Genomic DNA, 19,994 nt, shown 5'->3' with positions numbered 1-19,994 from the left:
CGGAGTCGCCGCCGGTCAGTCGACTGCGGCCTCGATGTCGCGGACGACGGACAGCACCGCCCGCCACTGCTCGACCGTCCCGGGCGGCTCGCGGTCGACGGTCCCGGTCCGGTCGGTGATCGACCGTCGGACCGCCTGCGGGTCGTTGATCCGGCGGAGCTCGAGGTCCGGCCCGCCGGCGACTTCGATCGTGACCGTGCCGTACCCGAACGCGGAACCGGTCACCGATTGACTGTACGCCGTGTTCTGTACCTGTGCCAGCCCGACGCGGCGGACCTTTCGGCCGAGCACGCCGCGTTTCGACCAGATCGCTCGAGTCGTGACCACGTAGTCGGTCCGTGTGACGCGGAGCAGTTCCCAGCCGGCGATGCCGACGCCCAGCGGGCTCGCCGCGGCGATGCGCGGGTCGACCGCGGCCGCCGCGAGGAGCGCGACGGCGACGGTCGCGACGCCGACGACGCCCCCGCCGAGCGCCGCCGACAGCCGCGGGCGACCCGTCCACACGACGGTCTCGTCGTCGTGCCGAAACCACCAGTCGCCGGTCATCGGTCCTCGCGCGCCGTCTCCGACGCGGTCCGCTCGGCGCCGACGTCCTCGCCGGTCGCGGTCGGCGTCTCGGCGTCGCCGCCGGCACCGTCGTCGGTGACCGCGGAGCGGATCGCGCGAAGTTCGACGAGGATCTCGGCGAGCACGTCGTCGGCGTCGCCGCCGCCGTCGGCGCTGTCCCGCTTTCCGGCGTCGATCTCCCTGGCGATCAGCTCCTGGACCGACGCCGGGTCCGGAATGCTCCGGAACCGTAGCTCGACGCCGGAGCCGCCGGCGGTGCTGACCTCGACCGACCCGTACCCGAGCGACGAACCGATGGCCGACTGCGAGTAGGAGATGTTCTGTACCTTCTCGAACCCGATCTGTTTCACGTCCCGGGAGAGGATGCCCCGCTTGCTGTAGAGCCCCTTGTTCGTGACGACGTAGTTCGTGTTCTTGTACTGGAGGTAGCTCGCGGCGACGATCGGGATCCCGACGAGGACGAGCGACAGGGGAACGCCGACGAGAAGCGCCGGGACGACGCTGTACCTGTGCGGCGTGCTCGCCCAGCGGATCTCCTCGTCGTCGTCGAGCGACAGCCAGTCGAGGTCGAGGTCGGCGGTGACGCCGTTGCCGGTCTTCGGTTCCTCCTGGAGGGACGGAGACAACATATCCCCCGAAGCGTCGGGAGACGCTAAAACGGTGGCGGAGGCGCACCGATCGGGTCACGCGCGAAGCGGACGACGTGAACGCGGCGACGAACGGTCGCGCGGGAGACGGCGGCGGACGGTGGCGCGACGCGCGGACGGCCCGGAGAGCGGCGTCCGTCTCCGCCGCAGACGCACCTTTTACGTCGCGGCGGGTCGCGAATTCGGTATGATCGACAGGCTGCTCGGGCGCGCCGAGCTGAAGGAGCGCATCGAGGAGTTGGAGGAGGAGAAGAGTCACCTCGAACGCCGCGCCGAGGCCGAGGAGGAGCGGCGGTCCGACGCGGTCGCCGACCGGCAGCGCGCCGAGGAGCGCGTGAACGAGCTCGAACACCGGATCGAGTCGTTAGAGGAGCGGCTGGAGCGCGCCGAGGGGACGGAGGAGACGGTCGAGTTCCGCCGCGTGAGCGACCGCAGCGGCTCGCGGCTGACGGACGCGCTCGAGCGGTTCCGGGCCGTCGAGAGCGACGACCCGGAGGGGTTGCTCACGGCGTATGTGCCGGACGCAGACTCGGTCCCCGCGACCGTGTCGGACTGGCTCGGCGACCGGACGGCGCTCGTCCGGCGGGCCGCGCCCGCGGTCGTCCTCGCCGACGACACGGGCGCGGTGAGCGCCGCGCTGACGCCGCCGGTCGAACCCGAACCGTTCGACCGGTGGAGCGACCGGTTCCGGCTCGACGACGCGTGGTTCCGCCCGACCGGCCGGTTCGCGTTCGCCGTGGTCCGCTCGGACACCTTCGCGGTCGGCACCTACGAGGGCGACGAGCGGGTCGCTTTCGAGGGGTTCACCACCGACGTGAAGGAGGCACACTCGAAGGGCGGCTTCTCGCAGGGGCGATTCGAACGCCGCCGGGAGGGGCAGATCGACGACCACCTCGACCGGGCCGACGAGGCGCTCGCCGCGGTCGCCGCGGGAGAGGACCTCGACCGCGTGATCGTCGTCGGCGAGCGCAGCGTGCTGGGCCGGGTTCGGGACCGCGCCGACGTCACCGACGTGTCGGACGCAACCGGCAAGCCGAAGGGGGCGCTTGACGACGCGTTCCGCGACTTCTGGCGGGTGCGGATCCGCGCGATCTGAACCGGGGACGCCCGTCCGGCGTCAGAACGGGCTCTCAGGCCCCTCGTCGGGATCGCTGGCGGCCGGCTCGTCCGACGCGGGCAGGTCGCCGATTTCCCGCTCCCACGCCTCGATGCCGCCGCGGAGGCTGTCGACGCGCGCGTCCTGCGTCCCCTCGTAGCTGCCGATGAGCTGGGCCGCCTGCTGGCTGGCGACGCCGTGGGGGCAGACGGTGACGATGCGGTCGCCGCCCTCGAGCTCCGCGATCCGGTTCGTCAGCTCCGGGAACGGGATGCACTCGCTGTCGGGGAGGTGCCCTCGGTCGAACGCGCGCCGGTCGCGGATGTCGACGATGCGGAGCGACTCGTCGGGAGAGCTGTCGCCGCGCTCGTCGAGCAGGGCTGACAGCTCTTCGGGGTCGATTTCGCCGTCCATCAGTGGAGCGGGGCGAGGGTGGCCGTGAGCACGGCTCGGTCGTCGGTGTCGTTGCGGGCGCCGTGGACCGCGCCCCGGGCGTTCTCCACCACTGCCGGGGCCGCGAGCGCCTCTTCCTCGCCGTCGCGGATCACCGTCGGTTCCCCCTCCAGCACGTGGAACACGTTCGTGGCGTCCGCGTGCTCGTGGGGGTCGACGGTCGCGTCCGGGCCGAGGACGAACGCCTTCACGAGCGCGTCGTCGGTGACGACGACCTCCGCCGTCTCGACCTCGCCGGGAGCCGGGTCGAGATCGGCGACCGCCGCCGCGTAGCTGTCGAGCGTCATACCCGCACCTCGCGCGGGACGGGGAAAAATCGCGCGCTCGGGGCGGCTCAGTACGTCGGCGACTCCTCGGGCTCGCCGTCACGCGCGTTCGCGACGCGGCCGAGGGTGAAGAGGAGGTCAGAGAGGCGGTTGAGGTAGGTGACGACCGACTCGTTGATCGGCTCCGAGCGCGCCAGGTCGACGACGCGCCGCTCCGCGCGCCGGACGACGGCGCGCGCGTGGTGGAGCGCCGCCCCCGCCTCGCCGCCGCCCGGGAGAATGAACGACCGAAGGGGCTCCAGCTCCTCGTCGAACGCGTCGATGCGCTCCTCCAGCAGGTCGGCATGGTCGGGCTCCACCTGCGGGTCGTCCGGGTCGGGGTCGGGGTTCGCGAGGTCGGCCTGAACGACGTGAAGATGGTTCTGTATCGTCTCCAGCAGCTCGTCGATGTCCTCGTGGCCCGTCGGGCGGACCGTTCCGAGCAGCGCGTTCGCCTCGTCGACCGAGCCGTACGCCTCGATGCGGTGGCTGGACTTCGACACCCGGCTCATGTCCCGGAGGTCGGTCTCCCCCTCGTCGCCGCGACCGGTGTAGATGCTCATGCGAGGGTCCTCTCGACGTAGTCGACGATGTTCGCGCTCTCGGCCATCGTCACGCCGCGACCCTCGTCGACGAGGACGGGGACGCCGCGCTGGCCGCTCACTCGCTTCACCTCGTTCCGGTCGGAGTGGAGCGCTTCCACCCACTCCGTCTCGTACTCGACGCCCGCGTCGTCCAGGGCGTCGGCCGCCTTCTCGCACCACGGACACCCGTCGAGGGCGTACAGTCGAACGCTCATACCGATCGATCGGTCCGCGCGGTCAAGAAGGTGTGCGTCCGACCGCGACGGTGGGGGAGGCCTCGTATCGCAGCCCCGGGCCGCGGGCCGCCCCCTCAGCGATCTCGGTACGACGCCATCGCCTCCCGGTGTGCCTCCGGGATCGGCGTCGGCTCGCCCGTCTCCGGGTCCACGGCGACGAGCGTCGCCTCGGCTTCCGCCGCGACGGCGTCGCCGATCCGGATCTCGTGCGTCATCGTCGCGCTCGACCGGCCGAGATCCGCTATCTCGACGCTCACCGCGACCGCGTCGTCGTCGAGTTCGACCGGTCGCCGGAAGTCGATCGACAGCGACGCCAGCACGGTCGACGCCCCCGAGATGTCGAGGTCGAGGACATCGCGGAAGAAGCGCGTCCGCGCCTGCTCGATGTACGTCGCGTAGACGGCGTTGTTGACGTGGCCCATCGCGTCGATGTCGCGGAACCGAACGTCGATGTCCGCGGTGTAGGTCGCCATATCCGACCCACTGGCGGGGATCGTATGTAGGCGTCGGGATCGGCGTCGACCGCGGCGGCGCCGGGCGCCCCACCAACGTATAAAACCGACACGCGCGTACCGGCGAGACATGGACAACGGCGCGATAGACGACGTCGACAGGGCGATCCTGTACGCGCTCCAGGCGGACGCGCGGAACACGTCGTCCGGGGACATCGCGGAGCGGGCCGGTACCTCGGACAGCACCGTCCGCAAGCGCATCCAGCGGTTGGAGTCCGAGGGCGTAATCAAGGGGTACAGCGCCAGCGTCGACTACCAGCGGTCGGGGTATCCGCTCCGGATGCTGCTCTACTGTACCGCGTCGATACCGGAGCGCGGCGAACTCATCCCCGACATCCTCGCGATCGACGGAGTCGTGTCGGTCCAGGAGCTCGTCACCGGCGAGCAGAACCTCCTCGTCACCGTCGTCGGCGAGTCGGACAGCGACATCACGCCCGTGGCGCAGGCGCTCCTCGACATGGGCGTCACCGTCGCCGACGAGGTCCTCGTGCGGACCCACGAGACGACCCCGTTCGGGCGGTTCGACGCCGGGCGGGACGGGGCGGAGGACTAACCGACGACGCGCTCGACGTCGAGCCCGGTCGCCCGCCGGACGACCGCACGGACCGGGTCCTCCGAGCCGGACAGGTTGTCGGAGTCGCCGTCGAGGACGAGGAGGGCCGCCCGCCGCCCGGGCTCGATCGCCCCGCAGTCGAGGTCGGCGATTTCGGCGCCCGCGGCGGTCGCCATTCGCAACACCTCCCGGTCGGTCACGTCGAACCGCTTCGCCGCCGTCGCCATCTCGCGGAACATTGACGGCTGGTTCAGCATGGCGTTGTCGGTGCCGAGCGCGACGGTGGTGTGGTCGAGCAGCTCCCGTATCGGCGGCGTCCCGACATCGAGGACCGCGTTCGCGCGCGGACAGACGGCGATCGGGACCGACTGGTCCGCGACGCGCTCCAAGTGGTCCGGCTCGGCGTGGACCATGTGAACGAGCAGGTCCGGGTCGTAGTCGAGCGCCGGGTGGATGTCGGTCGCGTCCGGCTCGCCCGCGTGGATCGCGAACGGGCGACCGCGATCCTCGCAGGCGGCGCGCTCCGCGGCGAACTCGTCGTCGTTCGCGCCGGAGGCCCCGTAGCCGTCGGCGACGTCGAGGACCGACGGGTCGCCGCTCCCGAAGATGAACGGGTCGACGCCCGTCTCCGCCGCCGCCTCGCGGAGCGCGCGCGCGCCGGCGGGCCCCGACTCGCGGAAGTCGAGCGCGGAGACCGTGCCGGTCCGACGCATGAACCGGAGCGTCCGCCGCATCGCCGACACCAGTTCGTCGCGGTCGGCGGCCGCCAGCCGCCGGTGCTTCAGGCTGTCCGGCGGCGCGACCGCCTCGTCGAGCGACAGGCCGACCGCGGCCTCCTTCGCGACGGAGTCTCCGAGGTGGGTGTGCGCGTTGACGAACGCCGGCAGCACGATGTCCGTCGAGTCGGTGTCCGTCTCCTCGACGGCGTCGATCCGCCCGTCTTCGACGACGACGCGTCCGCGGACGGGCTCGAACGACTCCCCGACCAGGACGGTCCCTGCGAGTTCTCGCATACCGGTCCTCCGGACTCCGAGCCGATATGGTTTCCTGAGTCGCGACGCCGAACGGGCTCACTTGCGACCGCGGACTCGCCAGGCCCTCCCCCATGAGAGGATAATCATAATGTTCTATAATGCTGTTATTGCGAACGAATTGTGAATACAAACAGCTTTAATAGACGTTATGTTCTCAAAGTGGGTAGACAACGACCGGGTTGCGACTCGACCCGACGGCGGGTCGAGACCGGTCGCGTGGTCGCTCGAACGATGTCAGGACCCACCTCGAAGACGACGGTCGGAGCGCTCCGGAAGACGACGGACTCGTCGTTCGTCTCCGCTGTACTGACGTGGCTCGCGTGGTCGCTGTTCGCCGCGAGCGTCGCCGTCCTCGTCGCCCGACTCCGACTCGGCGCCTCGTGGGAGGTGCCCGGCGCGGTCGCCGTCGACGGACTGACCGTCCTGCTGTGGACCGTCGTCACGTTCTTCAGCGGGATCGTCCACAGCTACTCCCGGCGCTACATGGCCGGGAGCGCCCACGAGACCGACTTCTTCCTCGGGATCTTCTCGTTCACGCTCGCCGTGATGGCGCTCGTCGCGGCCGACCACCTCACGCTGTTCTGGCTGTGCTGGCTGGCGATGGGGCTCTTGATGGCCCGGCTCATCGGGACCGTCGACGGCTGGCCGCAGGCCCGCGCGGCCGCGAGCGTCGCCCGGCGGCACTTCCTCGCGAGCAGCGCGCTCCTCGGCGTCGCCCTATTGACGCTGTGGCGGGCGACCGAGGCGACGACGATCTCGGGTATCGCCGCGAGCGCGGACGGGCTCGGCGGCCCCACGCTGCTCGTCGCCGGGGGCGCGCTCGTCCTCGCGGCGATGATCCAGTCCGCCCTCGTCCCGTTCCACGGGTGGCTGCTCTCCTCGATGACCGCTCCCACGCCCGCGTCGGCGCTGATGCACGCCGGCTTCGTCAACGCCGGCGGCATCCTCCTGACCCGCTTCGCGCCCGTCGTGACGGCCGAAACCGGGCTCATGCTCGCCCTCGTGGTCGCGGGCGCCGCGAGCGCCCTCGGCGGGAAGCTGCTCAAGACCGTCCGGTCGGACGTCAAGGGCGAACTAGGCTGCTCGACCGTCGGGCAGATGGGCTTTATGATCGTCCAGACCGGGCTCGGCTTCTTCGCCGCCGCCGTGACGCACCTCGTGTTACACGGGTTCTACAAGGCGTACCACTTCCTGAGCGCGGGCGACGAGGTCGAGCGCACGGCCCCGACGGAGACCGAGTCGGAACTCGGGGGAACGGGCGTCGCGGGTGCGGCCGTCGTGTTGCTGACCGGGCTCGCCGGCGGCGCGACGTTCGCGGTCCTGACGGGGAAGGGAACGAGCCTCGACAGCGGGCTGCTGCTCGCCGGGTTCGTCACGCTCACGACGCTCCACGCGGCCCGGAGCGCCGTCCGGCAGACCGGTCTGTCGACGGCGGCCCGCTACGGCGCCGTCCCGCTGGTGGCGCTCCCGGCCATCGCCGTGTACGCGCTCGCGTACGAGGCCGTCTCGGGGCTGCTCGCCGGGCTCCCCGTCGTCTCGGCGCCGACCGAACTGACAGCGCTCCACGCGCTCGTCGGCGTCGCCTTCCTCGCGGCGTACGTCGCGATCGAGACCGGCGTCTACGAACGGAGCGAGCGCCTCTACGTCGCCCTGCTGAACGCGGGGCAGCCCGCCCCGGAAACCGTCCTGACCGCCACGGAGGAATACGATGAACGCTGAATCCACCACCGAAGACGACGCAGACGCCATCGGAGACGCTATCGAGACGGCCGCGACCGCCGTCGGGTCGGTCTGGCCGGTCCACTCGTTCGTGACCGCGAACCCCCTCGCCGGCTTCGAGGACCGGCCGTTCGACGAGGCCGTGAGCCGGGCGGCGGACCTTCTCGGCGGCCGCGGCTACCCGCGGGCGGCGACGTTCCGGACGGCCCTCGACGAGGGGCGGATCGACGCCGACCTGCTCGACGAGACCCTGACCGACCGCGGCTACGAGGCCGGTCCCGAAGCCCTGCTGGACCGGCTGGAATCCGCCGAGGGGACGGACGAACCGAGCGACGCCGGCGCCGCGACGCGCCCGGATTCCGACGCCGAGCGCGTCGACCGCGTGTTGACGAAGTGGCTGTCGGCCTTCCTCGACGAGGGGCGGGCCGAGTGGTCGATGCCGAACCGCGAGGCGGGGTTCTACGACGCGTTCCGGTCGGTCGCCCAGCACGACGACGAGATCCCCGATCGGGGGCTCGCAGCCGACCTCCCGGCGTCGCCGACGGCGGCCGTCGAGTCCGCGCTGGAGCCGTATCCCGACGACCGGTGGCAATCGATCTTCGAGGCGCAGTTCGCCGCGCTCCCCGGGTGGACCGGGCTGCTCAAGCGCCGCGCCGACGACGACGGCGCGTGGCAGTCCGCGTACCCGATCACGCTGACCGGGTACCTCGCGGCCCGGCTCGCGCTGGCGGACGCCTTCGGTATCGACCTCGCCCCGCCGGCCGAGTCCGACGGTCCGGTCGTCGACGCGGAGGACGAGATCGCGGCAGCGTTCCTGAGCGCGTGGGAGGCGACGTACCGCGACGCGCTCGTCGAGCGGGTCGCGGCCGAGAGCGAGGCCCGCTACGGCGAGCGCGGGGCCCGCGCGGACGGCGGCGCGTCCGGACGCCCGGACGCCCAGCTGGTCTTCTGTATCGACACGCGCTCGGAGGTGATCCGTCGGCACGTCGAGGCGACAGGGGACTACGAGACGCACGGCTACGCCGGCTTCTTCGGCGTCCCGATGGAGTACCAGGGGTACGACGACGACGTGTCGATCGACGCCTGTCCCCCGATCCTCGACCCGCAGCACCGCGTCGCCGAGGTCCCGACGGACGACGGCGCGCGGGCGAGCCGCGACCGCTGGGCGCGCGCTCGCGAGGCCGCGGGCGAGGCGATCGAGACGCTCCGCTCGAACCCCGCGACCGCCTTCAGCTTCGTTGAGGGCGCCGGCAGCGGCTACGGGCTCGCGCTCGCGGCGCGCACGCTCCTTCCCGCCCGGGTGTACGACCTGCTCTCGACGACCGACGACGCGGTTCCGGGCGATCACGAGTTCTGCGAACCGGGCGTCCACCGGCGGGACGGCGCTCCCGGAGCGCTTCCGACCGGTCTGACTCGCGACGAGAAGGTCGAGTACGCCGCGACCGCGTTCGAGCTGATGGGGTGGGAGGAGTTCGGTCGCCTCGTCGTCTTCACGGGCCACGCGGCCGAGACGGCGAACAACCCCCACGACTCCAGCCTGGACTGCGGTGCCTGCGCCGGCAACCCCGGCGGCCCGAGCGCCCGCGTCCTCGCGGCGATCTGCAACGACCCCGAAGTGAAGACGGGACTGCGCGAGCGCGGCCACGACGTGCCCGACGACACCGTTTTCCTCGCCGCCGAACACAACACGACGACCGACGAGGTCGAGCTGTACGACGGGGACGTACCGGACTCGCACGCGGCGGACCTCGAACGGCTGCGCGCGGACCTCGACGCCGCCCGCGAGGCGGCAGCCGCCGAGCGGGTCGGACCGGCGGGCGAGGCCGACTCGGCCGGACCCGGGGGCGCGGCGGGCGTGCGCGAGGCGGAACGGCGGGCCGCAGACTGGGCCGAGACGCGCCCCGAGTGGGGGTTGGCCGGAAACGCCGGCTTCGTCGTCGGGCCCCGGCCGCTGACGAGCGACCTCGACCTCGACGGGCGCGCCTTCCTCCACTCGTACGACTGGGCGACCGACCCCGACGGAACGGCGTTGGAGGCGATACTGACGGGCCCGATGGTCGTCACCCAGTGGATCAACGCGCAGTACTACTTCTCGACGGTCGACAACGCCGCGTACGGCAGCGGGTCGAAGGTGACCCACAACCCGGTCGGCAACGTCGGCGTCTATCAGGGCAACGGCGGGGACCTGATGACCGGCCTTCCGCTCCAGTCGCTCATGGCCGACGCCGACACGGCGTACCACCAGCCGCTGCGGCTCTCGACGGTCCTCCACGCGCCCGTCGACCGCGTCACCGATATCCTCGCCGACAACGAGGCGGTGGCCGGACTGCTGGACAACGACTGGCTCTCGCTGACGGTCGTCGACCCGACGCGGGACCACCGCGCGTTCCGCTACGAAGAGGACTTAGAATGGACGCCGGCGCCCGCGGCGGCCGAAGCGCGCCCCGGAACGGCGACGACGCCGGCCGTCGCCGACGACTGAGATCGGTTCGCCACGGAACCCGGCGAGCGGAGCAAGCGCGGCCGCTCACGCGACGGCGCCGAGAGCCACGCCTGTTTCGTCTCGATCCGGAAGGACACAGCACGGGGAGAGCGTCCCGCTCGGCGACGCGTTCTCAGCGGGCGGGCGACGGTACGTGGTGGGCGTCCCCGGACCGAGTGATCTCGGTCAGTACAGCAGTTCGTCGTCGTTCTCGATCATGTACAGCGACCGGGCGGCGATGTTGACCGCGTGGTCGCCGACCCGTTCGAGGTCGCGGATCGTGAGGAGCAGCCGCGAGACGTTCTGCATGGTACCCTCCACGTCCTCGTCTTCGCGGAGCTCGTCGCGCTCGATGAGGTCGCGGACGACGAGGTCGCTCGCGGCCTCGCAGGCGGCGTCGACTTCGTCGTCCGACTCGGCGACGGCGTAGCAGCGCTCTGCGTCCGACTCCGCGTACGCGTCCATCGCCTCGTCCAGCATCGCCAGCGTGTCGTCGCCGATGCGCTGGACGTCGACGTCGGGGAACACCTCGCGGTCGGCCCGCTTGGCGTACTCGCCGAGGTTCGTCGCCAGGTCTGCGATCCGTTCGAGGTCGGTGATGATCTTGAACGAGGCCGCGATGAACCGCAGGTCCCCGGCCACCGGCTGCTGGAGCGCGATGAGGTCCGTACACTGTCCCTCCAGTTCGAGGTAGAGGTCGTTGATCTCGGCGTCGCCGGCGATCACCTCTTCGCCCAACTCCTCGTCCTGCTGTTCGAGCGCGTCGAGCCCCATCCGCAGGCGCTCGGCGACGACCTCGCTCATGTAGAGGACGTCGTCGCGGAGGTCTTCGAGCTTCGTCTGGTACTGTTCGCGTGGCATCTTGGCAGATCCGCCACGCCCGACGCACAAAAACACGTCGGCGGCCGGTTCCCGAACGCGGCAGCCGGGCGGTCGACGAATGACCGAGCGGAGCGACGAGGGAGCGGCCGCGACGACACCGACGCGTCGGCAGCGGTCACGACCCCGCGTGACTCGGACGGTACCGGACGGGTTCGGCCGGTGACGGACTGGTTCGACCGGTAGCGGAGCCTCGGTCGAAGCGTTCAAACCCCGCGGCGACGACGGCTCGGATATGCAGAGCTTGGAAGACTTCGTCGTCGACGAGAACGAGGAGGCGCTCGCGCCCGCGGTGGTGCTCGCGACGATCGCGCTCCTCGCGGTGTTCGTCGTCGGAATCCTGGTCTCCGCGGTCGGGCTCGTCGCCTGACCCGTCCCGGCCGTTCGGGCAGGAGGACTCCGTCAGAAGCACCCCCGCGCCACGGCGTTTTTTGTGCCCGCGGCCGGGCGGGACGGTATGGACCGCCGGATACTCGCCGACCTCCTCGGCCGCAACGACGACCACGTCGCCGCTCTCACTCCCGACGTTTTCGACAGCCACCGCGACGGCCAGCGCCCCGGCGTGGTCTCCGTCTGCTGTTCCGACTCGCGCGTGTCACAGGAGGGGATGTTCGCCGTCGACGAGCCGGGGTTCCTCTTCACCTCCGGCGCCATCGGCAACAGCGTGAGCGCGCTCGTTGACGGCGAGCGCGTCCTCGACGGGAGCGTGGCGTACCCGCTCCGGCACACCCACACCGAGGTCCTCGCCGTGGTCGGCCACACCGGGTGCGGCGCGGTCGGCGCCGCGCTCGCGGCGGCGCGCACCGGCGAGTTCCCGGCCGAACCGGGCGTCCGCGCCGCCGTCGAGGCGCTGCTGCCGATCGTCGAGGCCGGGCTCGACGACCCGGCCGTCGTCGGCGAGGGTGACGGCGAGGCGGTCGATGGCACGACCGACGAGGACGCCGAGAGCGATGCCGGTGTCTCGGTCCGCGACCGGCTCGTCGAGTACAACGTTCACGAGCAGGTCGCGTTCGCCCGCGGCAGCGACGAGGCGGCCGACGCGACCGTGTACGGCTTCGTGTACGATCTCCACGGCGTCTACGGCGACCGTGACGGCGTCGCCTACCTCGTCAACGCCGACGGCGAGCGCGACCCGGCGGCGCTGCGCGACCTCGTCGGCGCGTCGCACGACGACCACGTGGTGACACTCCTGTAGCGCGAGGGGCTCCAAGCCGCCGAGATCGGGAGGCACCGGGACGCCAAGGGCGAGGGGATCGCATCCGACAACCGTTTTACGGCGACGCCCGAATGGGGTTCAAATGGACCGACGCGTCCTGTTCGCGACGCTGATCCTGCTGGCCGGCGGCGCGACCGGGGTGGGCGTGGCGCTGTTCGCGTTCGTCGGCGTCGACGACGCCACCACCGAGACGACGATCGTCTGGGAGTCCGGGCCGGCGCCCGGCGACGACGGCAGCGGCGCGGCGGTCGCGACCGTCGACGGCGAGCCGCTCCTCTTCCGCCCCGCGGCCGAGGACGGGTCGCGGGTCGTCCGCGCGACGGCCGTCGGGACCGACGAGACGCCTTGGTCGGTCCCGGTCTCCGGCCCGGACGCGGAGCGCGGCGGCGGGGACGCCGGCGACACGAACGGCTCCGACGGCGACGGCCCGGTCGGCGTCAGCGGGCTCACCGCGGGCACCCTCGCCGGCGACCCGGTCGTCGCGCTCACGACGGCGCCGGGGGAGCTCGTCGTCCTCGACGCCGCCGACGGGACGGAGCGGTTCGCGGTCGACCTCGGCGGTCCGAGCGGGGTCCGCCCCGCGATCGGCGACCTCACCGGCGACGGAAGTCGGGAGGTGGCCGCGGTCACGACCGACGGGGGCGTTCGGGTCGTCGACGCCGCGGGCGACTCGGTCGCCGAGGCCTCGCTGGCGGGCGAGATCAGCCGCCGACCGCTCATCGTCGAACCGGACGCTGAGGCCGACGAGCGGGGCGGACTCGCGGTGCTGACGACCGCGGGCGCCCCCGCGACGGTCCACATGCTCGACGCGAGCGGCGGGACGCGATGGACGACCGAGCCGACCGTGAATCCGCTGAGCTGGAACGCGGCGGACAGCCGGGACGGGCCAGTACTCGCGCTCGGCGGCGCCAACGGGAACATCGAGACGCTGGAGACGAGCGACGGCTCGGACCGGTACGAGGTCGGCCTTCAGGATCTCCCGGTCGCGATCGGCGATGCGGACCCCGGACGGGTGTACGTCGGCGGCTCCGGGAGCGTCTGGGCCGTCGACCTCCTCGACGGCGAGGTCGTCTGGAAACAGCAGTACGGTGCCTCGACCCGGATCAACGAGCCGCGCATGGGCGACGTCGACGGCGACGGCGAACTCGCGCCCGTGGTGGTCAACCGCGACGGCGAGGCCCTCGCGATGACCCAACAGGGCGAGGTGACCGCCCGGGGCGGTCCCGCCGAGGTCGTCGCGTACGGCGGTCCCCTGTTCGCCGACGTCACCGGCGACGGCGGTGACGAGGTGATCGTCGTCGCGGACGACGGGACCGCGATCGCGGTCGACACGTGATTCCGGGAGCGGCGCTCGGCGGCAGTTTATGCCGGCAAGGCAGAGCAAAACCAACCGACTGCGCCGCACTCAGCGCGAATATTCACCGGAAACGCGGTGTGTCGCGTGAGCGGTAGCTCTGTGCGGGATCGGACAGCGGAGAAACGGTAGACGCTCCGCGAGCAGTCGCGTCAGTGAGATTCGTCCTCGTACACCCACGCGGCGGTGTCGAGGTCGTAGTCGACGAGCTCCTCGTCGTCGAAGAACAGGTCGATCTCGCGCTCGTTCGCGCCCTCGTCCTCGTGGTCCGACGCGTGGATCACGTTGTGGCCGAGGTCTAAGCCGAAGTCGCCGCGGATCGTGCCCGGGGCGGACTCGGCGGGGTCGGTCTCGCCGACCATCGCGCGGACCTGCCGGGTCGCGTCCGCGCCCTCCCACACCATCGCGAAGACGGGGCCGGAGGTAATGAACTCGACGAGGCCGTCGAAGAACGGCTTGTCCTCGTGTTCACCGTAATGGTTCTTCGCGAGATCCTCGTCGAGCTGGACGAACTTCCCGGCGACGAGCTTGAGCCCGCGCTCCTCGAAGCGGGAGACGATCTCGCCGATGAGACCGCGCTGGACGCCGTCGGGCTTCACCATCACGAAGGTGCGCTCGTCGTGGTGGCTCACTGCTCGTCGCCTCCGGCCCGGTGACCCTCCTCGGTCCACTCGACGTCGCGCGCCTCGCGGCCGAGGAAGTAGTTCTTCTCCGCCTTCGAGTCGACGAAGTGGAGGATCTGTCCGTCCTTCTTCACGTACATCGTGCCCGTGCCGGGCTCGATCTCCTCACCGCTGTAATCGCAGGTGCGTGTCTCGACCATTGGTTATCGGCCTCCGATGGAGTCGGCGTCGCGCTGGGTCTCCCGCAGCTGGAGCACGTCGCCCAGACGGACGGGACCCAGGACGTTCCGGGTGATGATCCGGCCCTGGTTCGATCCCTCCTGGATGCGGCACTTGACCTGCATGGCCTCGCCGTGCATCCCGGTCTTGCCGACGACCTCGATGACCTCCGCGGTCGTCGAGTCGCCGGTGCCCTCTTCTGCGCTCATGGGAGGTTATCGGAGCTCCGCGACCTTCTCGCCGATGTCCTCGACATCGTCGTCGGCGTCGCCGGCGTCGACGACGGCGGCGGCGGCCGAGCCGACCTCGAGGCCGGCGGCTTGGCCGACCTCGTCCTGCGTGTCGACGAAGGCGACGGGGATCCCCTTCTCCTCGGCGAGCTCGGGGAGGTGCATCACGATCTCCTCGGGGGAGACGTCCTCGGCGACGATGACGAGGTCCGCGTTGCCGCGCTCGACGGCCTTGGTGGTCTCGTTGGTTCCTTTCTTCACGGTACCGGTGTCTCGGGCGACCTCGAGCGCTTCGAGGGATCGCTCCGCGAGGTCCGCCGGGGTGTCGTAGTCTACGTAAACGGGCATATGTTGTTCACCTATCCTCCGTGCGGGCTCGCGTGCCCGTCCCGTGGTCGGTCCCTAACGGAACGGCACATCATCAACCCCACAGAGGCTGTGCCCCGTGGTAGTCAGGACATCCATAAAAGCGCTTTCAATGTCTCGCGCGTGTGCGAGCGGGAGTCACGGGGCGAGATCGCGGGCAGGACCGGCCGTACCGCGGTCGCCGTCGCACCGCCCGCGGCGGACCCGGCGACACTCCGCGCTTTTTATGCGTCGCTCGCCCCTCAGTCGACTCGACGAATGGTCCGCCTCGTTCACTACTCCGACATCGAGAACGTCTTCGACGCCCCCGAGCGAGCGGCGCGCCTCGCCGGCCGGATCCGAGCGCTCTCGGGCCCCGACGCCGCGGTCGTCGGCACCGGCGACACGACCGCGCCGGGCGTCCTCTCGCTGGTCGCGACGGGCAGGCAGGTCCTCGACTTCTACGAGGTGACTGACACCGCCCTCGACACGTTCGGCAACCACGAGTTCGACTACGGTCCCGACCCGCTCCGCGGCCTCGTCGCCGACTCGCCCGCGACGTTCGTCTCCGCGAACGTCCGCGGCGAGGCCGGCGAGCCGTTCGGCCGCGACGAGGGCGTCGTCCCGTGGGCAACCCGCGAGGTCGACGGCGAGACGGTCGGGTTCGTCGGCGTCACCGACCCCGCGACGGACTCGCTTAACCCCATGGCCGCCGACCTCTCGTTCGACGACCCCGTCTCGGCCGCGCGCGACGCGCTGGCCGAGATGCGCGCCGCGGTCGCCGAGCGCGAGAGAGGCGGAGGCGGCGACGAGGGCCTCAATCACGTCGTCGTCCTCTCGCACCTCGGCGCGGGCGACGACGACCTCGCCCGCGAGCTCGACGTCGACGCGGTCGCCGGCGGCCACGTCCACAGCCGTCGGAACGAGGTCGTCGACGATACCCTGCTCGTCCGACCCGGCGTCAACGGCGAGGCGGTGGCCGAGATCGACCTCGATTCCGAGCCGCCGGCCGCGACGCTCCACGAGCCCGACGGGGCCGACCCCGCGCCGGGGCTCGCCGACGCGCTCGCCGAGCGGATGGCCGCGGCCGACCTCGACGAGACCGTCGACACCGTCGACCGACCGATCGAGCGGTCCGGCGACGTGGTCCACGGCGGGGAGTGCCGCGTCGGCAACTTCGTCGCGGACGCGTTCCGGTGGGTCCACGACGCCGACGTGGGGCTGTCGAACGCGGGCGGGCTCCGCCAGGGCGACCCGTGGACGGGCGACGTGACGAAGGCCGACCTGATCAGCCTGATCCCGTTCGAGGAGCCGGTGGCGCTCGCGTCGGTCACCGGCGCGGAGCTCAGCGACGTGTTCCGCGAGATGGCCGCCCCCGACGTGGACTTCGGCGAGGACGACTGGTGGCACGGCCACGTCTCGAACGCCCGGGTCGTCTGGGACGACGACGCCGAACTGGTCTTAGAAGCCACCGTCGGGGGCGAGCCCATCGACCCGGACGCGCGCTACACGGTCGCCGTCTCGGAGTACCTGCTCCACTCCGAACACGAGTACCCGACGCTCGGCCAGCGTCATCGGGTCGACGAGGCGGACATCCAGTACGAGGTGTTGGCCGCTTACGCCCGCGAACACGGGATCGCCCCCGAAATTGAGGGACGGATCGAGATCCGGAACCGGGCCCCCGCGGCGGACGACGACTGAACGAGCGGCGACGGGCGGGCGGTCGGGATGCGAGTGTCGGATCGCGTCTCGAAGCGGCGAGTCCGGCGTCACGGCCCCGGTAGGTTCGGTCGGGTCACCGAGAGAGAGTTTAACACTGTTTGTTTCGTGTGTACATATAGCACATGGACGCGCTTGACGAGGTGCTCGGGAAGTACGCGACGAGCCAGAAGCTGATGGATCACATCAGGTACACCGCCGAATCGCTGAGCATGGAATTCGACGGCTGGGGCGAACAGTACGTGAGCGGTCCCAGTCTCTACGTCCTCATCGTCGCCGAGGTGAACTTCGCCGACTACACCGACCCCCTCGGCGACAACGAGTGGCCGGTCGACCGGTGCCGCGTTGTCACGGAGTCGCGTGATACGTTCACGAAGGTCGCCCGGGACGTGGCGTTCAGTCGAGACGGGGCCGTCATCGTGACCGGCGACGGTACCGTTCAGCGACAGATGGTGCGGGTCCGGAACCCCTCTCGCGGCGAGATCGAAGACGTCGACGGCCTCGAGTTCCCCGGCTGGATGGGGACCAAACACATGAGCGCCTTGGAGACGTCGCTCCGCGACGACGTCCTCTGGGGAATCACGCTCAGCGAGGAGGACGGACGCGTTACGACGTTCCTGAACGGTACGTACCAGGACTACCCTCGCGACGAGATCGGGGGGCGGTGGCGACCCGAGACGTAGGCAGACGCCCCACCGAGCGACGACCGCGAGGTTTCGGCGGGACCGCGCGCGTCCGTCGCCGCCCCGGCTACTCGAGGTCGACCTCGACGTCGCGCTGGAGTCCGGCCGCCTTCACCGTGTTGTACAGCAACATCGCGCGCGTCATCGGCCCGACGCCGCCGGGGACCGGCGTGATAGCGCCCGCGACTTCTTCCGCCGACTCGTAGTCCACGTCGCCCACCAGCTCGTACCCCTTCTCGGTGTCGGCGTCGACGCGGTTGATCCCCACGTCGATCACGGTCACGCCCTCTTTGAGGCTTGAGCCGTCGACGAACTCGGGGATGCCGGCGGCCGCGACGACGATGTCCGCGTCGGCCAGTTCCCCCTCTAGGTCTTCGGTTCGGGAGTGGCAGACGGTCGTCGTCGCGTTGCCGGTCGGGGACTTCTGTATCAGCAGGTTCGCCATCGGCTTGCCGACGATGTCGGAGCGGCCGACGACGACCGCGTCCGCGCCCTCCGTCTCCACGTCGTAGGCGGCGAGCAGCTTCTGGACGCCGTGGGGGGTACAGGGCTTGAACCGGGCGTCGCCCGCGACGAGGCGGCCGACGTTCTCCGGGTGGAAGCCGTCAACGTCCTTCTCGGGGGCGATCCGCCGGAGGACGGTCCGCTTGTCCACGTGGTCCGGGAGCGGGAGCTGGACCAATATCCCGTGAACGTCGTCGCGGTCGTTGAGGTCGTCGATCGTCTCGTACAGCCGCTCGGCGGGCGCGTCCGCGTCGATCTCGACATGGAAGCTCTCGATGCCCACCTCCTCGCAGTCGCGCTGTTTCATCGAGACGTACGTCTCGCTGGCGGGGTCGTCGCTCATCAGCACCGTGGCGAGGCCCGGCTCGACCCCGGAGTCGGACAGCCGCGACACCTCGTCGGCGACCGCGTCTCGCACGTCCGCCGCGACCGCCTCCCCGTCGATGATCTCCGTCATGAGCGATTCTCGTCGTCCCCGCGGTAAAAGTGAACCGGGATCATGCGTATCGAGTCTCCCATAACTCTCAGGTTATACGCATATGTGGATCAACTACTCCGGGAACAGCTCTTCCTCGCGCTCGACGGCGTCGATCGCGGCGACCTCCGCGTCGGTCAGTTCGAGGTCGGCCGCCGCGAGGTTGGCGCGGAGGTGGGCCTCGCTCGACGCCTTCGGGATCGTCACCACCGGCTCCTTCGCGGCCGCCCACGCGATCGCGACCGCCTCGGGCGTCGCGTCGTGCGCCTCGGCGACCGCGGCGACGGCGTCGATCTCGCGCACCCGACCGCCAGCGAGCGGCGAGTAGGCGACGACCGGATACCCGTGTTCGCGGGCGTGACCGAGTAGCTCGGGTCGGAGGAACAGCGGGTGGAGTTCGGTCTGGTGGGCCGCGGGCGGCCGTCCGAGAACCTCGATCGCGCGGTCGAGGTCCGCGACCTCGAAGTTCGAGACGCCGACGTTCCGCACGAGTCCGTCGTCGCCCACGCGGTCGATGGCGGGCAGCGTCGTCTCGGGGTCGTAGTCGCCGCGAGGGCGGTGAACGTACAGCAGGTCTATCGCGTCGACGCCGAGCCGGTCCGCGCTCTCGCGGGCCGCGGGCGCGACCGCGCCGGCCGCGAGGTCGTCTGTCCAGAGCTTCGTCGCGACGGTCACGTCGCCGCGGTCGAGGTCGCCGTCGGCCAGCCCGGCGGCGAGCCCGTCGCCCACGACCGCCTCGTTGTCGTAGATCCGAGCGGTGTCGAGGTGGCGGTAGCCGACGGAGAGCGCCGTCGCGACCGCACCCGGATCGTCGATCCCCATCGTTCCGAGACCGACCGGCGGGAGGTCCATGTCGCGACGTGCGCGGGACGGGAACTAAAGGCTCTCGCCGTGTGAGCTGGACGGCGGGGCCGCGCTCGCGGCCGTGAGTTGACGCCAGCAGTTACGAGCCCGGCCCTCGTACGGACGCCCATGTTTCCCTTCCCCTTACACAGTCGTCGACCCGCCCTCCAGCGCTCGCGCGGCGCGTCGGTGGTCGGCGCCGACGCCGCATGAGCCGGACCGGCGCGTGGTCGCTCCCGACGGCCGCGGGACGCGTCGCGGTCGCCCCGGGCCCTCGCGAACGGCCGAGCGCCTTCCGTCGGTCGCGACGTTTCGGGGTCGGCGGTCGCCGCCGCTATCGCCGCGCTCGGGACGCTACTGGAGTGGGTCGGCAGCGGCGGGACTGGTGGCGGGATCGCCGCGTTCGGGCTCGTGACCGGGTTCGCCGGGGTTTGCGTCTCGGCTGTCCGGAACGCGCGGACGGAGATACCGCTGCGAGATGTCCGGCGCGCCGAGTTCAGGGACGGCGACGTGGTCGTCGTTCACGAGGACGAAGACGGCGACGCGGTCGAGACGGCCTTCCGACCGCGGTCGCCCGCGGCCCGGAACGACGCGGCGCTCGCGCTCCGCCTTCGCGGCGTCGACCTGCGCGGTGCCGACGACGCCGACAGCGTCTCTCGGACCGTCGTCGACGCGCCCGAGACGGAACTCGTCGCGTGAACCGTGACGGCTCGTCC

The 19,994-nt window shown here is 71.1% G+C and carries 25 protein-coding genes; 10 read left to right on the top strand and 15 right to left on the bottom strand.

The genetic code is table 11. The features are described from left to right. Positions 1-15: 15 nt before the first annotated feature. Together EXE47_RS09990 and EXE47_RS09985 are read right to left on the bottom strand one after the other, a co-directional pair. Positions 16-546 carry a PH domain-containing protein gene (locus tag EXE47_RS09990; RefSeq protein WP_049930800.1) on the bottom strand — a complete coding sequence of 177 codons (531 nt, stop codon included), beginning with the start codon at positions 544-546 and terminating at the stop codon, positions 16-18. Beyond that, complete coding sequence (locus tag EXE47_RS09985; RefSeq protein ID WP_089308605.1) at positions 543-1,196, bottom strand: PH domain-containing protein; 654 nt, start codon at positions 1,194-1,196, stop codon at positions 543-545. The genes EXE47_RS09990 and EXE47_RS09985 overlap by 4 nt, the downstream gene beginning before the upstream one ends. A gap of 205 nt (positions 1,197-1,401) precedes the next feature. Between EXE47_RS09985 and EXE47_RS09980 the strand changes: the two genes are divergently transcribed. Beyond that, on the top strand, positions 1,402-2,310 hold the full coding sequence (locus EXE47_RS09980) for a Vms1/Ankzf1 family peptidyl-tRNA hydrolase (RefSeq protein WP_089308604.1): 909 nt from the start codon (positions 1,402-1,404) through the stop codon (positions 2,308-2,310). A gap of 21 nt (positions 2,311-2,331) precedes the next feature. Here EXE47_RS09980 and EXE47_RS09975 read toward each other — a convergent pair whose 3' ends face one another. From EXE47_RS09975 to EXE47_RS09955, 5 genes are all read right to left on the bottom strand, one after another. Beyond that, entirely contained in the window at positions 2,332-2,724 is a 393-nt protein-coding gene (locus tag EXE47_RS09975; protein ID WP_086215398.1) for a rhodanese-like domain-containing protein, read from the bottom strand. Further along, positions 2,724-3,050, bottom strand: coding sequence for a cupin domain-containing protein (locus EXE47_RS09970; RefSeq protein ID WP_049930806.1), 327 nt, complete (start codon positions 3,048-3,050; stop codon positions 2,724-2,726). Before EXE47_RS09970 ends, EXE47_RS09975 begins: the two co-directional genes overlap by 1 nt. A gap of 47 nt (positions 3,051-3,097) precedes the next feature. Beyond that, positions 3,098-3,631 (bottom strand): cob(I)yrinic acid a,c-diamide adenosyltransferase, encoded by a 534-nt coding sequence (locus EXE47_RS09965; protein WP_049930808.1) that lies wholly within the window; start codon positions 3,629-3,631, stop codon positions 3,098-3,100. Next, positions 3,628-3,867 (bottom strand): glutaredoxin family protein, encoded by a 240-nt coding sequence (locus EXE47_RS09960; protein ID WP_049930810.1) that lies wholly within the window; start codon positions 3,865-3,867, stop codon positions 3,628-3,630. The genes EXE47_RS09965 and EXE47_RS09960 overlap by 4 nt, the downstream gene beginning before the upstream one ends. A 95-nt stretch (positions 3,868-3,962) precedes the next feature. Further along, the gene (locus tag EXE47_RS09955; protein WP_086219098.1) at positions 3,963-4,361 is read right to left on the bottom strand and encodes a thioesterase family protein; all 399 of its coding nucleotides are present in this window, start codon (positions 4,359-4,361) and stop codon (positions 3,963-3,965) included. Positions 4,362-4,470: 109 nt separating this feature from the next. On the opposite strand from EXE47_RS09955, the gene EXE47_RS09950 reads away from it, so the two are divergent. After that, complete coding sequence (locus EXE47_RS09950) at positions 4,471-4,953, top strand: Lrp/AsnC family transcriptional regulator (protein ID WP_049930813.1); 483 nt, start codon at positions 4,471-4,473, stop codon at positions 4,951-4,953. Here the strand turns inward: EXE47_RS09950 and EXE47_RS09945 are convergent. Beyond that, a complete protein-coding gene (locus EXE47_RS09945) occupies positions 4,950-5,966 on the bottom strand; it encodes an amidohydrolase family protein (protein WP_089308603.1) in 1,017 nt (338 codons plus the stop codon). The genes EXE47_RS09950 and EXE47_RS09945 overlap by 4 nt on opposite strands. 252 nt (positions 5,967-6,218) lie before the next feature. Here EXE47_RS09945 and EXE47_RS09940 point away from each other — a divergent pair, with 252 nt between their 5' ends. Together EXE47_RS09940 and EXE47_RS09935 are read left to right on the top strand one after the other, a co-directional pair. Next, complete coding sequence (locus EXE47_RS09940; RefSeq protein WP_089308602.1) at positions 6,219-7,706, top strand: proton-conducting transporter membrane subunit; 1,488 nt, start codon at positions 6,219-6,221, stop codon at positions 7,704-7,706. Next, positions 7,696-10,188 carry a DUF2309 domain-containing protein gene (locus tag EXE47_RS09935; RefSeq protein WP_089308601.1) on the top strand — a complete coding sequence of 831 codons (2,493 nt, stop codon included), beginning with the start codon at positions 7,696-7,698 and terminating at the stop codon, positions 10,186-10,188. The genes EXE47_RS09940 and EXE47_RS09935 overlap by 11 nt, the downstream gene beginning before the upstream one ends. Positions 10,189-10,374: 186 nt before the next feature. On the opposite strand, the gene phoU is transcribed toward EXE47_RS09935, so the two are convergent. After that, on the bottom strand, positions 10,375-11,049 hold the full coding sequence (phoU, locus tag EXE47_RS09930) for a phosphate signaling complex protein PhoU (RefSeq protein WP_049930819.1): 675 nt from the start codon (positions 11,047-11,049) through the stop codon (positions 10,375-10,377). A gap of 253 nt (positions 11,050-11,302) precedes the next feature. On the opposite strand from phoU, the gene EXE47_RS19195 reads away from it, so the two are divergent. From EXE47_RS19195 to EXE47_RS09920, 3 genes are all read left to right on the top strand, one after another. Continuing rightward, on the top strand, positions 11,303-11,437 hold the full coding sequence (locus EXE47_RS19195) for a hypothetical protein (protein WP_254921774.1): 135 nt from the start codon (positions 11,303-11,305) through the stop codon (positions 11,435-11,437). Between the two features lie 87 nt (positions 11,438-11,524). Then, on the top strand, positions 11,525-12,262 hold the full coding sequence (locus EXE47_RS09925) for a carbonic anhydrase (RefSeq protein ID WP_089308600.1): 738 nt from the start codon (positions 11,525-11,527) through the stop codon (positions 12,260-12,262). A 103-nt stretch (positions 12,263-12,365) separates the two neighbouring features. After that, complete coding sequence (locus EXE47_RS09920; RefSeq protein ID WP_089308599.1) at positions 12,366-13,619, top strand: PQQ-binding-like beta-propeller repeat protein; 1,254 nt, start codon at positions 12,366-12,368, stop codon at positions 13,617-13,619. A 170-nt stretch (positions 13,620-13,789) separates the two neighbouring features. Here the strand turns inward: EXE47_RS09920 and ndk are convergent, their stop codons facing one another. Genes ndk through rpl7ae form a run of 4 tightly spaced genes read right to left on the bottom strand, consistent with a single transcriptional unit; the run spans position 13,790 to position 15,057 of the window. Beyond that, positions 13,790-14,269 carry a nucleoside-diphosphate kinase gene (gene ndk, locus EXE47_RS09915; protein ID WP_049930823.1) on the bottom strand — a complete coding sequence of 160 codons (480 nt, stop codon included), beginning with the start codon at positions 14,267-14,269 and terminating at the stop codon, positions 13,790-13,792. Continuing rightward, the gene (locus EXE47_RS09910; protein ID WP_049930824.1) at positions 14,266-14,460 is read right to left on the bottom strand and encodes a 50S ribosomal protein L24e; all 195 of its coding nucleotides are present in this window, start codon (positions 14,458-14,460) and stop codon (positions 14,266-14,268) included. Before EXE47_RS09910 ends, ndk begins: the two co-directional genes overlap by 4 nt. 3 nt (positions 14,461-14,463) lie before the next feature. Next, positions 14,464-14,688 (bottom strand): 30S ribosomal protein S28e, encoded by a 225-nt coding sequence (locus EXE47_RS09905; protein ID WP_004595321.1) that lies wholly within the window; start codon positions 14,686-14,688, stop codon positions 14,464-14,466. Between the two features lie 6 nt (positions 14,689-14,694). After that, entirely contained in the window at positions 14,695-15,057 is a 363-nt protein-coding gene (rpl7ae, locus tag EXE47_RS09900) for a 50S ribosomal protein L7Ae (protein ID WP_006112392.1), read from the bottom strand. A 276-nt stretch (positions 15,058-15,333) separates the two neighbouring features. Here rpl7ae and EXE47_RS09895 point away from each other — a divergent pair, with 276 nt between their 5' ends. Both EXE47_RS09895 and EXE47_RS09890 read left to right on the top strand, forming a co-directional pair. Further along, positions 15,334-16,755 carry a bifunctional UDP-sugar hydrolase/5'-nucleotidase gene (locus EXE47_RS09895; protein ID WP_089308598.1) on the top strand — a complete coding sequence of 474 codons (1,422 nt, stop codon included), beginning with the start codon at positions 15,334-15,336 and terminating at the stop codon, positions 16,753-16,755. A gap of 143 nt (positions 16,756-16,898) precedes the next feature. Further along, positions 16,899-17,456 carry a diadenylate cyclase gene (locus EXE47_RS09890; RefSeq protein WP_049930827.1) on the top strand — a complete coding sequence of 186 codons (558 nt, stop codon included), beginning with the start codon at positions 16,899-16,901 and terminating at the stop codon, positions 17,454-17,456. Positions 17,457-17,523: 67 nt separating this feature from the next. Here the strand turns inward: EXE47_RS09890 and EXE47_RS09885 are convergent, their stop codons facing one another. Together EXE47_RS09885 and EXE47_RS09880 are read right to left on the bottom strand one after the other, a co-directional pair. Next, a complete protein-coding gene (locus tag EXE47_RS09885; RefSeq protein ID WP_089308597.1) occupies positions 17,524-18,417 on the bottom strand; it encodes a tetrahydrofolate dehydrogenase/cyclohydrolase catalytic domain-containing protein in 894 nt (297 codons plus the stop codon). Between the two features lie 93 nt (positions 18,418-18,510). Further along, positions 18,511-19,287, bottom strand: a complete 777-nt coding sequence (locus EXE47_RS09880; RefSeq protein ID WP_089308596.1) for an aldo/keto reductase — start codon at positions 19,285-19,287, stop codon at positions 18,511-18,513. A gap of 402 nt (positions 19,288-19,689) precedes the next feature. Here EXE47_RS09880 and EXE47_RS18950 point away from each other — a divergent pair, with 402 nt between their 5' ends. Further along, a complete protein-coding gene (locus tag EXE47_RS18950; protein ID WP_241988243.1) occupies positions 19,690-19,977 on the top strand; it encodes a hypothetical protein in 288 nt (95 codons plus the stop codon). Positions 19,978-19,994: the final 17 nt, after the last annotated feature.

It is taken from the genome of Halorubrum sp. GN12_10-3_MGM (assembly GCF_005435235.1).
In the GTDB taxonomy this organism is placed as follows: Archaea; Halobacteriota; Halobacteria; order Halobacteriales; family Haloferacaceae; genus Halorubrum; species Halorubrum ezzemoulense.
The sequence above is the reverse complement of the archived record's forward strand: the minus strand, read 5'-3'. Positions and strand labels throughout refer to the sequence as shown.